11 protein-coding genes are annotated in these 11,630 nt (G+C 51.6%); 5 read left to right on the top strand and 6 right to left on the bottom strand.

The features are described from left to right. Positions 1-128: 128 nt before the first annotated feature. The 3 genes from BEG40_RS09030 to satP all read left to right on the top strand — a co-directional run bounded on the left by BEG40_RS09030 (position 129) and on the right by satP (position 1,987). On the top strand, positions 129-533 hold the full coding sequence (locus BEG40_RS09030; RefSeq protein WP_000835565.1) for a DUF2541 family protein: 405 nt from the start codon (positions 129-131) through the stop codon (positions 531-533). A 26-nt stretch (positions 534-559) separates the two neighbouring features. Beyond that, positions 560-1,273 carry an acidic protein MsyB gene (msyB, locus tag BEG40_RS09025; protein WP_105285267.1) on the top strand — a complete coding sequence of 238 codons (714 nt, stop codon included), beginning with the start codon at positions 560-562 and terminating at the stop codon, positions 1,271-1,273. Positions 1,274-1,420: 147 nt separating this feature from the next. Next, entirely contained in the window at positions 1,421-1,987 is a 567-nt protein-coding gene (gene satP / locus BEG40_RS09020; RefSeq protein ID WP_000528538.1) for an acetate uptake transporter, read from the top strand. A 34-nt stretch (positions 1,988-2,021) separates the two neighbouring features. On the opposite strand, the gene mog is transcribed toward satP, so the two are convergent. Both mog and tal read right to left on the bottom strand, forming a co-directional pair. After that, the gene (gene mog, locus BEG40_RS09015) at positions 2,022-2,609 is read right to left on the bottom strand and encodes a molybdopterin adenylyltransferase (protein ID WP_001295414.1); all 588 of its coding nucleotides are present in this window, start codon (positions 2,607-2,609) and stop codon (positions 2,022-2,024) included. Positions 2,610-2,723: 114 nt separating this feature from the next. Next, positions 2,724-3,677 carry a transaldolase gene (tal, locus tag BEG40_RS09010; RefSeq protein WP_000130187.1) on the bottom strand — a complete coding sequence of 318 codons (954 nt, stop codon included), beginning with the start codon at positions 3,675-3,677 and terminating at the stop codon, positions 2,724-2,726. Positions 3,678-3,956: 279 nt separating this feature from the next. Here tal and BEG40_RS09000 point away from each other — a divergent pair, with 279 nt between their 5' ends. Together BEG40_RS09000 and yaaA are read left to right on the top strand one after the other, a co-directional pair. After that, positions 3,957-5,387, top strand: coding sequence for an alanine/glycine:cation symporter family protein (locus tag BEG40_RS09000; RefSeq protein WP_105285265.1), 1,431 nt, complete (start codon positions 3,957-3,959; stop codon positions 5,385-5,387). Positions 5,388-5,456: 69 nt separating this feature from the next. Beyond that, on the top strand, positions 5,457-6,233 hold the full coding sequence (gene yaaA, locus BEG40_RS08995; RefSeq protein WP_021550163.1) for a peroxide stress protein YaaA: 777 nt from the start codon (positions 5,457-5,459) through the stop codon (positions 6,231-6,233). A gap of 163 nt (positions 6,234-6,396) precedes the next feature. On the opposite strand, the gene BEG40_RS08990 is transcribed toward yaaA, so the two are convergent. The 4 genes from BEG40_RS08990 to thrA all read right to left on the bottom strand — a co-directional run bounded on the left by BEG40_RS08990 (position 6,397) and on the right by thrA (position 11,617). Then, on the bottom strand, positions 6,397-6,711 hold the full coding sequence (locus BEG40_RS08990; RefSeq protein WP_194309646.1) for a DUF2502 domain-containing protein: 315 nt from the start codon (positions 6,709-6,711) through the stop codon (positions 6,397-6,399). A 222-nt stretch (positions 6,712-6,933) separates the two neighbouring features. After that, the gene (thrC, locus tag BEG40_RS08985; protein ID WP_105285264.1) at positions 6,934-8,220 is read right to left on the bottom strand and encodes a threonine synthase; all 1,287 of its coding nucleotides are present in this window, start codon (positions 8,218-8,220) and stop codon (positions 6,934-6,936) included. Further along, on the bottom strand, positions 8,221-9,153 hold the full coding sequence (thrB, locus tag BEG40_RS08980) for a homoserine kinase (protein ID WP_016159427.1): 933 nt from the start codon (positions 9,151-9,153) through the stop codon (positions 8,221-8,223). A 1-nt stretch (position 9,154) separates the two neighbouring features. Further along, positions 9,155-11,617, bottom strand: a complete 2,463-nt coding sequence (gene thrA, locus BEG40_RS08975; protein WP_001264717.1) for a bifunctional aspartate kinase/homoserine dehydrogenase I — start codon at positions 11,615-11,617, stop codon at positions 9,155-9,157. Positions 11,618-11,630: the final 13 nt, after the last annotated feature.

Raw genomic sequence — 11,630 nt, 5'->3', positions numbered from 1 at the left:
AATTTTACACAAATTATTCACTAGAAAATTGTAATAAAAAGAAAAGATTACGTACCTGAATCTTCTTTTAGTCAGCAGTAAACTAATGGCTATTCTTCCCCCGACTACTCCCCGCTAAGAGAATCTTAATGAAATCCATTTTTATGATTTCCGCCAGCCTCGTGCTCGGCCTGATGCTGTGCTGCACCGCGCAGGCCAACGACCATAAAATCCTCGGCGTCATTGCCATGCCGCGTAACGAGACCAACGATCTGACGTTGAAACTCCCCGTTTGCCGCATTGTAAAACGCATACAACTCACTGCCGATCATGGCGATTTACAGTTAAGTGCCGCGTCGGTTTATTTCAAAGCAGCCCGTAGCGCCAGCCAAAGCCTGAACATTCCGGCTGAAATCAAAGAAGGGCAAACCACCGGCTGGATCAACATTAACAGCGATAACGACAACAAACGCTGCGTGTCAAAAATCACCTTTTCCGGTCATACGGTGAACTCATCGGATATGGCCACGCTGAAAATTATCGGCGACGACTAACCTTTTAATACAGAAGCCACAATGACATGAACGTCAACTATCTACATGATTCGGACTTAGATTTTCTACAGCATTGCAGCGAAGAACAGCTGGCAAACTTTACCCGCTTACTCACTCATAATGAAAAAGGCAAAACCCGCCTGTCCAGCGTATTAATGCGCAACGAACTGTTTAAATCGATGGAAGGGCATCCCGAGCAGCATCGCCGCAACTGGCAGCTAATTGCTGGGGAATTACAACATTTTGGCGGCGATAGCATCGCTAACAAACTGCGCGGACACGGCAAACGGTATCGCGCTATTTTACTCGATGTCTCCAAACGGCTGAAACTGAAAGCCGATAAAGAGATGTCTACCTTTGAAATTGAGCAACAGTTACTCGAACATTTTCTGCGCAATACCTGGAAGAAAATGGACGAGACGCATAAAAAGGAGTTTTTGCAGGCCGTTAACGCGAAGGTTAACGAACTGGAAGAGCTGCTGCCGTTATTGATGAAAGACAAACAACTGGCCAAAGGCGTGTCGCATCTGCTTTCCAGCCAGCTGACCCGCATTTTGCGTACCCACGCTGCGATGAGCGTGCTTGGGCATGGTCTGCTACGCGGCGCGGGTCTGGGAGGGTCGGTGGGTGCAGCATTAAATGGGGTTAAAGCCGTTAGCGGCACTGCCTTTCGGGTGACAATTCCAGCGGTGTTGCAAATCGCCTGTCTGCGGCGAATGGTTAGCGCCACTCAGCCCTGATACCTGACACAGGGGAAAATTTTCATTTTCCCCTCAAAAGATCATAGACACTGCTCCATTGGCTGATTATTATGCCGCGCCCTGAAAACACTACAGTTATTCAGGGAAATTATTTCACCATTCATTCGATGATGATTTTGAGGAATTATGGGCAACACTAAGTTGGCTAATCCGGCACCGCTGGGCCTGATGGGCTTCGGCATGACCACCATTCTGCTTAACCTGCACAACGTGGGTTATTTCGCCCTGGACGGTATTATTCTTGCTATGGGCATCTTCTACGGCGGCATCGCGCAAATTTTTGCCGGTCTGCTGGAGTACAAAAAAGGCAATACTTTCGGTTTAACCGCCTTTACCTCTTACGGTTCTTTCTGGCTGACGCTGGTTGCGATTCTGCTGATGCCGAAACTGGGTCTGACCGATGCGCCAAATGCACAGTTCCTTGGTGTCTACCTGGGTCTGTGGGGCGTATTTACGCTGTTTATGTTCTTCGGCACGCTGAAAGGCGCACGCGTTCTGCAATTCGTTTTCTTTAGCCTGACCGTGCTGTTTGCCCTGCTGGCGATCGGTAACATTGCCGGTAACGCCGCAATCATCCACTTTGCCGGCTGGATTGGTCTGATCTGCGGTGCCAGCGCAATCTATCTGGCGATGGGTGAAGTACTGAACGAGCAGTTTGGTCGTACCGTTCTGCCGATTGGTGAATCCCACTAATTGTTTTGAGATCCCCCCGCTCGGGGGGATTTTTTTATTCGCTAACGTCGCGTCTTGCACTCTTCGGTCTGAATGCAGCAACCACTTCTGGTGCCGTTTCAACGTATGGCCCTTCCAGCAACTGAATGCAGTACGGTACGCTGGCAAAAATACCGTGTACCACAACGTTACCCTCAGCGTCCTTCACACCTTCCAGCGTCTCTTTAATAGACTTGGGCTGACCGGGTAAGTTAAGGATCAGCGCCTGTTTGCGAATCACGCCCACCTGACGCGAAAGGATCGCAGTTGGTACAAAATGCAGGCTGATCTGGCGCATCTGTTCACCAAAGCCCGGCATCTCGCGGTCCGCTACTGCCAGCGTCGCATCGGGCGTTACGTCACGACGCGCCGGGCCAGTTCCGCCCGTGGTGAGCACCAGATGGCAACTCATTTCATCCACCAGCTCACACAACGTTTGCTCGATGATCGCCTGCTCATCGGGGATTAAGCGGGTTTCCAGTTCAAACGGCGTGGTGAGCGCCGATGTCAGCCATTCTTCCAGTGCAGGGATACCTTTATCCTGATAAACGCCGCTGGACGCGCGATCAGAGATGGAAACTAAGCCGATACGTAAAGTATTCATCAAGATTTTTCCGTTTAAACAGTCTCGTTAAACAGAATGATACACTGCGAAGGGAGTGACAGACAGGCTTCAGAAGAGGTAGCGTGACCGACTTCCCGGTCACGCTAAGAATGATTACAGCAGATCGCCGATCATTTTTTCCAGTTTTTCCTGGTCAACAGCAAACTTACGGATACCTTCCGCCAGTTTATCTACTGCCATTGGATCCTGGTTGTGCTGCCACAGGAACTCGGACTCGGTGATGCGCGCCGGACGCGCTTTCACTTCGCCGGTGTAAGACAGTTTACGTTCGATAGCCCCTTCGCTCTCAGCCAGCTCTTTCAGCAGTGCCGGTGCGATGGTCAGACGGTCGCAGCCTGCCAGTTCCAGAATTTCGCCGATATTACGGAAGCTTGCGCCCATAACCACGGTTTCATAACCGTGCTCTTTGTAGTACTGGTAGATTTCCGATACAGATACCACGCCCGGATCTTCTGCCGGAGCGTACTCTTTCTTATCGGTATTGGCTTTGTACCAATCCAGAATACGACCAACGAACGGAGAGATCAGGAACACGCCCGCTTCCGCACAAGCACGCGCCTGAGCGAAGGAGAACAGCAGAGTCAGGTTACAGTTGATACCTTCTTTTTCCAGCTGTTCAGCAGCACGGATACCCTGCCAGGTAGACGCCAGTTTGATCAGAATACGATCGTTGCTGATGCCCGCATCGTTGTAGAGTTTGATCAGGCGTTTTGCTTTCGCAATTGACGCTTCAGTGTCATAAGAAAGACGCGCATCAACCTCAGTGGAGATACGGCCAGGAACCAGTTTCAGGATTTCCAGACCAATGTTTACGGCCAGTTTGTCAGTCGCGTCCACGATTTGCTGTGCGCGATCGTTGCTCTGCTGTTTCGCCCATGCGACAGCATCATCAATCAACTTGCGGTATTCCGGAATCTGCGCTGCATTAAGAATGAGAGAAGGGTTGGTTGTGGCATCCTGCGGTTGATACAGCTTCATTGCCGCGATGTCCCCAGTGTCGGCCACTACAGTGGTGTACTGACGAAGGGAGGTCAATTTGTCCGTCATGATAGTATTTCTCTTTAAACAGCTTGTTAGGGGGATGTAACCGGTCTGCCCTGATGATATCACGACGCAACGACAGCGCAACCGCAGACGAGAGGGTTATAGCCAGGCGAGACTGTTTAGGTTTTCTGACACTGCGTTGATATCGCTCGCCATTTTTAAACAAAAACTCGAGTATGTTACCCAAGCGTTATCTACCAATGCACATCGTATATAATTCTTAATCAATTGGTAACGTTTACACAGGAATGTAACCGCGTGCCGGCGACAAGAGGGATACGAATGCCTGATTTTTTCTCTTTTATTAACAATGTCCTATGGGGATCAGTGATGATCTACCTGCTCTTCGGTGCAGGTTGCTGGTTCACTTTTCGCACCGGATTCGTTCAGTTTCGCTATATTCGCCAGTTTGGCAAAAGTCTCAAAAATAGCGTTCATCCCCAACCGGGTGGCTTAACCTCTTTTCAGTCACTGTGCACCAGCCTTGCCGCGCGCGTCGGCAGCGGTAACCTCGCAGGTGTTGCGTTGGCCATTACTGCCGGTGGACCCGGTGCTATCTTCTGGATGTGGATTGCCGCATTTATCGGCATGGCGACCTCTTTTGCAGAATGTTCCCTTGCCCAGCTTTATAAAGAACGTGACGCTAATGGGCAGTTTCGCGGTGGTCCAGCATGGTATATGGCGCGTGGATTGGGGATGCGCTGGATGGGCGTGCTATTCGCTATCTTTTTGCTCATTGCCTACGGATTGATTTTCAGCGGTGTTCAGGCAAACGCCGTTGCCCGCGCGATGAATTTTGCGTTTGATGTTCCACCATTAGTAACTGGCATCATTCTCGCCGTCTTTACCCTGTTGGCGATAACCCACGGTATTCATGGCGTAGCCCGACTGATGCAATGGTTTGTCCCCGCGATGGCATTAATCTGGGTACTCGCCAGTCTGGTCATTTGTGCGATGAATATCGAGCAACTTCCTCACGTCATTTGGTCTATTTTTGAAAGCGCCTTTGGCTGGCAGGAAGCGGCAGGCGGCGCGGCGGGCTACACCCTGAGTCAGGCGGTTACAAACGGCTTTCAGCGCAGTATGTTTTCTAATGAGGCGGGAATGGGTTCGACACCAAACGCAGCGGCGGCAGCGGCATCCTGGCCGCCGCATCCGGCTGCGCAAGGCATTGTCCAGATGATCGGCATTTTTATCGACACCCTGGTCATCTGCACGGCGAGCGCCATGCTGATATTACTGGCCGGAAACGGTACAACCTATATGCCGCTGGAGGGTATACAACTTCTCCAGAAAGCGATGCAAGCACTAATGGGTTCCTGGGGGGCAGAGTTTGTCACAATAGTGGTAATTCTGTTTGCCTTCAGCTCCATCGTCGCCAATTACATTTATGCAGAAAATAACCTTTTCTTTTTACGCCTGAACTGCCCCAAAGCGATCTGGTGCCTGCGTATCTGCATCTTTACCACCGTGATTGGTGGCACGCTACTTAGCCTACCCATGATGTGGCAACTGGCTGATATTATTATGGCGTGTATGGCTATCACTAATCTGACCGCTATTTTGCTGCTCTCTCCGGTAGTGCATACCATTGCCAGTGATTATCTTCGCCAGCGTAAACTTGGTGTGCGTCCGGTGTTTGATCCACTGCGCTACCCAGATATCGACCAGCAACTCGCGCCTGATACGTGGGATGATGTTTCGCGGGACTAATCACAACTATCGATCAATTCATCCGCTTTTTTTGCTACAGTCGCTGTAAATTTCCTGCAAGGACTGGATATGCTGATTCTGATTTCACCTGCGAAAACGCTTGATTATCAAAGCCCGTTGGCTACCACGCGCTATACGTTGCCGGAGCTGTTAGATCACTCACAGCAGCTTATTCACGAAGCGCGGAAGCTGACGCCCCCGCAGATTAGCACGCTGATGCGCATCAGCGACAAACTGGCAGGTATCAACGCCGCTCGCTTTCATGACTGGCAGCCAGATTTCACGCCAGAGAATGCCCGACAGGCGATTCTGGCGTTCAAAGGCGATGTCTACACCGGTTTACAGGCCGAAACCTTCGGTGAAGACGATTTCGCTTTTGCCCAGCAGCATTTGCGTATGCTTTCCGGTTTGTATGGCGTACTGCGCCCGCTCGATTTAATGCAGCCATATCGTCTGGAGATGGGTATCCGTCTTGAGAACGCCAGGGGTAAAGATCTGTACCAATTCTGGGGTGATGTGATCACCAACAAGCTGAACGAGGCGCTCGAAGCGCAAGGCGATCAGGTAGTGATTAACCTGGCATCAGATGAGTATTTTAAATCAGTGAAACCGAAGAAACTGAATGCTGAGATTATCAAGCCGGTGTTCCTCGATGAGAAGAACGGTAAGTTTAAGGTTATTAGCTTCTACGCTAAGAAAGCGCGTGGCCTGATGAGTCGTTTTATTATTGAAAATCGCCTGACCAAACCAGAGCAACTGACTGGTTTTAATAGTGAAGGTTACTTCTTCGATGAAGCCAGCTCCAGCAATGGCGAACTGGTGTTTAAACGCTACGAACTGCGTTAAGTTTGTGGTAAATGCCGGATGCGGCGTAAACGCCTTATCCGGTCTACAAAACATGTAGATTCAATATATTGTAGAGATCACGTAGGCCTGATAAGCGTAGCGCATCAGGCAATTTGGCGTTTGTCATCAGTCTCAAATGCCGGAGGTCATCCGGCATTTATATTTACCGATGGTGACTGTCCGGACCTGGACGATGATCGCCGCCGTGATCGTGTCGATGATCTCCACGGTGATCATTTCGATGATCATTATACCAATTATGACGCGGCGATCCGTGTGGGTGCCAGCGATTGTCTCGCCATTCATAATTTCGATACCACCAGTCACGGTCACGCCAGTAACCGCCATCCCAGTAGTAACCACGGTGGTCGCGATCGCCAATCTGTAATGTCACTGAAGGTACTAGCATTATTTCCCCAGCCTGCGCTGCCATAGGAGCGACCAGAATCAGGGAAAGTGCGAGTAGGATAGGTTGCATCTTTTTCACAGGTGACTCCTTTTATCATTGCCAGTTATGGGCCGATATCAGGAGCTTACGGTAAAAGAATCCCCGTTGTCATTCTCTACAATTGAAAGAGCTAAGTTACCGCATTTATTGAAAATTTCTCCTTTTTTTCTGTCGATTTTTCTCATGTTTTCTCCATAAAAAAGCCGAACTGCATAAACGCAAGTCCGGCCATTTTCAGGAAATTAATGGATACTACTTATGATTCATCATCAGCTTGCGCAACGCGGCGAAATCGGCGGGCAGATAATGAGAAAGCAGCGGTAATTCAGCTCGTTCTGCCAGCTCTTTTGGCAGCGCCAGCGATTCACCGAGAATCGCTTCCACACTCTCTTTAAACTTCGCCGGATGTGCGGTGCCGAGGAACAGACCATATTCGCCTGGATGCAACTGGTCACGCAGCGCACGGTAAGCCACAGCAGCGTGCGGTTCTGAGGTATAGCCCAGCTCTTTTAACTCGCGCATCGTCTGTTGCGTGGTTTCATCATCCACCGCTGCATAACCCAGCTCTTTCAGTTGCCAGACTTTCCGGCGGAACAACTCTTCCACACGCGGCCAGTTATTCGGCTGGCTAACATCCATCGCATTGGATAACGTCGCCTGGGTGGCTTTTGGCGACCACTGCCCGTCGTGCAGGAAACGCGGCACTGTATCGTTCACGTTAGTGGCAGCGATAAAACGCTTCACCGGCAGACCGAGAGATTTCGCCAGCAGGCCTGCCGTCAAATCGCCGAAGTTACCGCTCGGCACCGAGACAACCAGCTGGTTGCGCGCTTCCTGCGGCAACTGCGCCACAGCTTCAAAGTAGTAGCAAATTTGTGCCAGCAAGCGGCTGATGTTAATGGAGTTAGCGGAGTTTAACCCCAGCGCCACTTTCAGTTCTTCATCATCAAACGCCTGCTTCACCAGAGCCTGACAGGCATCGAAATCGCCGTCGATGGCAACGGTTTCAATATTGCCGCCCAGCGTACAGAACAGCTTTTCTTGCAGGGGACTGATTTTGCCGCGCGGATAGAGGATAACCACTTTTACATTCGGTAAACCGTAGAAAGCGTGAGCCACTGCCGACCCGGTATCGCCGGAGGTTGCAGTCAGAATGGTCACTGGCTTATCGCCCGCTATGTGGGTCAGCATTTGCGCCATAAAGCGACCGCCGAAATCTTTAAATGCCAGCGTTGGCCCGTGGAACAGTTCCAGACAACCGACATCGCTTTCAACTTTGGCAACCGGAGCCGGAAAGGCAAACGCCGCGCGAACGCGCTCTTCCAGTGCGTCCTGCGGGATTTCATCACCAATAAACGCCGAAAGGATCTTCGCGCTACGGGTGACGAAATCCAGTTTCAGCATCTCATCAATTTCGGTCAGGCCGAATTCCGGCAGATCGTGCGGAAAAAACAGCCCCTGATTTTTGCCCAACCCCTGCGTTACGGCTTGCGCAAAGCTGACCTGCTCGTTGTGATCTTTCAGATTGTAGAGTTTCATTTATTTTTCCAGTACTCGTGCGCCCGCCGTATCCAGCCGGCAAATATGAACAAAACCTTCCTGATTTTGCAGGTAGTTCTTACCCAACCAGTCGGCAACGCGCTGGGCGGTATCCGGCTTGTCACACAAAGCGAACAAGGTCGGACCGGAGCCAGAGATACCGCTCGCTACCGCGCCGATTTCCGCAACCGCCTGCCGCGCCTGCCGGAAGCCAGGCAGTAACCGTTCACGGTAGGGTTCAGCGATAACATCTTTCATCAGCTTCGCGGCAAGCTCAGGCTGACGGGAATAGCAGGCGTGAATGAAGCCTGCCAGATGTCGCCCGTGCGCAATGCAATCCTGGCGGCGATACTGCGCCGGTAAAATAGCCCGGGCTTCTGCCGTCGAGACTTTAATCCCCGGATACGCCAGCACCCACAGCCACTCATCAAACCCGGGCACTTGCTGGCTGATGATGTCGTTTTCTTCGATCATCAACTGCATACCACCAAGAAAACACGGTGCCACGTTGTCATAATGAATGCTGCCAGAGATACGCCCTTCCAGCTCGCCCATCAAGGCCAGTAAGCGGGTATCATTGAGCGGCTTGCCGCAGTGTTCATTCATCGCTACCAGTGCCGCGACCACCGAACAGGCGCTGGAACCTAAGCCAGAACCGATCGGCATATTCTTTTCCAGGGTCATCGCCACTGGAATTTGCTTGCCCAATTCCTGGCAAAAACGCTCCCAGCACTGATAAACGATATTTTCTCGTGGCTCTGACGGTAGCTTGTCGGCAAACCGTCCAAGGTTGTTGAGACTGAATGTCTCTGCCGCATCAACCGTCACCACATCCCCAAGCAACTCGCCATCAACAGGCGTTACCGCCGCGCCGAGCACATCAAACCCAACGCTCATATTGGCACTGGAAGCCGGAGCATAAACTTTAACCATGTCAGACTCCTAACTTCCATGAGAGGGTGCGTAGCAAATCGGCAAAGACACCGGCAGCCGTAACGTCATTGCCCGCCCCATATCCGCGCAGAACCAACGGCAGCGGCTGATAATAGTGGCTATAGAAGGCCAGGGCATTTTCGCCATTTTTCACTTTGAACAGCGGATCGTTACCATCCACTTCAGCAATTTTCACGCGGCAGACGCCATCGTCATCAATATTGCCAACATAACGCAAAACTTTGCCCTCATCACGAGCCTTCGCCACGCGTGCGGCAAAGAGATCGTCGAGCTGTGACAGATTCGCCATAAAAGCTGCAACATCACCCTCTGCGTTAAACTCTGCGGGCAGCACAGGTTCGATCTCAATATCCGCTAATTCCAGTTCACGTCCAGTTTCACGGGCGAGAATCAACAGTTTGCGCGCCACATCCATACCAGAAAGATCATCACGCGGATCCGGCTCGGTATAGCCCATTTCCCGCGCCAGCGTGGTCGCCTCGGAGAAACTCATGCCTTCGTCTAACTTGCCGAAGATATAAGAAAGCGAACCTGAAAGAATGCCGGAGAACTTCATCAACTCATCACCTGCGTTGAGCAGGTTTTGCAGATTCTCAATGACCGGTAATCCCGCACCGACGTTGGTGTCATAGAGGAATTTACGCCGCGACTTTTCCGCCGCGTAACGCAACTGGTGGTAATAATCCATCGACGAGGTGTTGGCCTTTTTGTTCGGAGTCACCACGTGGAAACCTTCGCGGAGGAAGTCGGCATATTGATCCGCCACCGCCTGGCTGGAGGTGCAGTCAACAATAACCGGATTCAGCAGATGATATTCTTTCACCAGGCGAATTAAGCGCCCAAGGTTGAACGGCTCTTTAGCTTGCGCCAGTTCTTCCTGCCAGTTTTCCAGGTTAAGACCATGCACATTGGTCAGCAACGCCTTCGAGTTGGCAACGCCACAGACTCGTAAATCAATATGTTTACTCTTCAGCCAGCTTTGCTGACGCTTCAGTTGCTCCAGCAGCGCGCCGCCAACGCCACCGACGCCAATCACAAACACTTCGATAACCTGATCGGTATTGAACAGCATCTGATGAGTAACGCGCACGCCAGTGGTCGCATCATCGTTATTTACCACCACGGAGATTGAACGTTCAGAAGACCCTTGGGCAATGGCGACAATGTTGATATTAGCGCGAGCCAGCGCGGCAAAGAATTTCGCCGAGATCCCACGCAGCGTGCGCATACCATCGCCCACCACCGAGATAATAGCCAGCCGTTCTGTCACTGCCAGCGGCTCCAGTAAGCCTTCTTTCAGTTCAAGATAGAACTCTTCCTGCATTGCCCGTTCAGCTCGCACACAGTCGCTTTGTGGAACGCAGAAACTGATGCTGTATTCGGAAGACGATTGCGTAATCAGCACCACTGAAATGCGGGCGCGTGACATTGCTGCAAAGACGCGCGCCGCCATGCCGACCATCCCTTTCATTCCGGGACCAGAAACGCTGAACATCGCCATGTTATTCAGATTGGAAATACCCTTGACCGGTAATTCATCTTCATCACGGCTGGCACCAATGAGCGTCCCTGGCGCTTGTGGATTTCCGGTGTTTTTAATCAGGCAAGGGATCTGGAACTGAGCGATGGGGGTAATGGTGCGGGGGTGAAGAACTTTAGCGCCGAAATAGGAAAGCTCCATCGCTTCCTGATAGGACATCGACTTTAACAACCTCGCATCGGGCACCTGACGCGGGTCGCAGGTATAGACCCCGTCGACGTCCGTCCAGATTTCGCAACAATCGGCACGTAAACAAGCAGCCAGCACCGCAGCGGAGTAGTCGGAACCATTGCGTCCCAGCACCACCAGTTCGCCTTTTTCATTACCGGCGGTGAAGCCTGCCATCAGCACCATGTGGTCAGCCGGAATGCGGCTTGCAGCAATACGGCGGGTGGATTCAGCAATATCGACGGTAGATTCGAGGTAGTGACCGACAGCCAGCAGTTTTTCGACTGGATCGATAACGGTAACGTTGTGACCGCGCGCTTCCAGTACACCGGCCATAATGGCGATCGACATTTTTTCACCACGGCAGATCAACGCAGCGTTGATGCTGTCCGGGCACTGTCCCAACAGGCTGATACCATGCAGAACATGTTTGATTTGGGCAAATTCTTGATCGACGAAAGTTTTCAGTTGCGCCAGCGGAAAACCCGGCTGGGCGGCGGCGAGTCCCGTCAGAAGTTCGGCAAAAATACGTTCGGCATCGCTGATATTAGGCAAAGCATCCTGGCCGCTAATCGTTTTTTCAATCATCGCCACCAGATGGTTGGTTATTTTGGCGGGAGCAGAGAGGACTGTAGCCACCTGCCCCTGCCTGGCATTGCTTTCCAGAATATCGGCAACCCGCAGAAAACGTTCTGCATTTGCCACTGATGTACCGCCGAACTTCAACACTCGCATGGTTGTTACCTCG

Source organism: Escherichia sp. MOD1-EC5495, assembly GCF_002965965.1.
In the GTDB taxonomy this organism is placed as follows: Bacteria; Pseudomonadota; Gammaproteobacteria; order Enterobacterales; family Enterobacteriaceae; genus Escherichia; species Escherichia ruysiae.
This window is presented reverse-complemented; position numbering and strand designations above follow the sequence as displayed.

Excerpts from the sequence above, each read along its gene's own strand:
- msyB (WP_105285267.1), top strand. The coding sequence starts at position 560 with ATGAACGTCAACTATCTACATGATTCGGACTTAGATTTTCTACAGCAT.
- satP (WP_000528538.1), top strand. The coding sequence starts at position 1,421 with ATGGGCAACACTAAGTTGGCTAATCCGGCACCGCTGGGCCTGATGGGC.
- BEG40_RS09000 (WP_105285265.1), top strand. The coding sequence starts at position 3,957 with ATGCCTGATTTTTTCTCTTTTATTAACAATGTCCTATGGGGATCAGTG.
- tal (WP_000130187.1), bottom strand. The coding sequence starts at position 3,677 with ATGACGGACAAATTGACCTCCCTTCGTCAGTACACCACTGTAGTGGCC.
- thrA (WP_001264717.1), bottom strand. The coding sequence starts at position 11,617 with ATGCGAGTGTTGAAGTTCGGCGGTACATCAGTGGCAAATGCAGAACGT.
- mog (WP_001295414.1), bottom strand. The coding sequence starts at position 2,609 with ATGAATACTTTACGTATCGGCTTAGTTTCCATCTCTGATCGCGCGTCC.
- BEG40_RS09030 (WP_000835565.1), top strand. The coding sequence starts at position 129 with ATGAAATCCATTTTTATGATTTCCGCCAGCCTCGTGCTCGGCCTGATG.
- yaaA (WP_021550163.1), top strand. The coding sequence starts at position 5,457 with ATGCTGATTCTGATTTCACCTGCGAAAACGCTTGATTATCAAAGCCCG.
- BEG40_RS08990 (WP_194309646.1), bottom strand. The coding sequence starts at position 6,711 with ATGCAACCTATCCTACTCGCACTTTCCCTGATTCTGGTCGCTCCTATG.
- thrC (WP_105285264.1), bottom strand. The coding sequence starts at position 8,220 with ATGAAACTCTACAATCTGAAAGATCACAACGAGCAGGTCAGCTTTGCG.
- thrB (WP_016159427.1), bottom strand. The coding sequence starts at position 9,153 with ATGGTTAAAGTTTATGCTCCGGCTTCCAGTGCCAATATGAGCGTTGGG.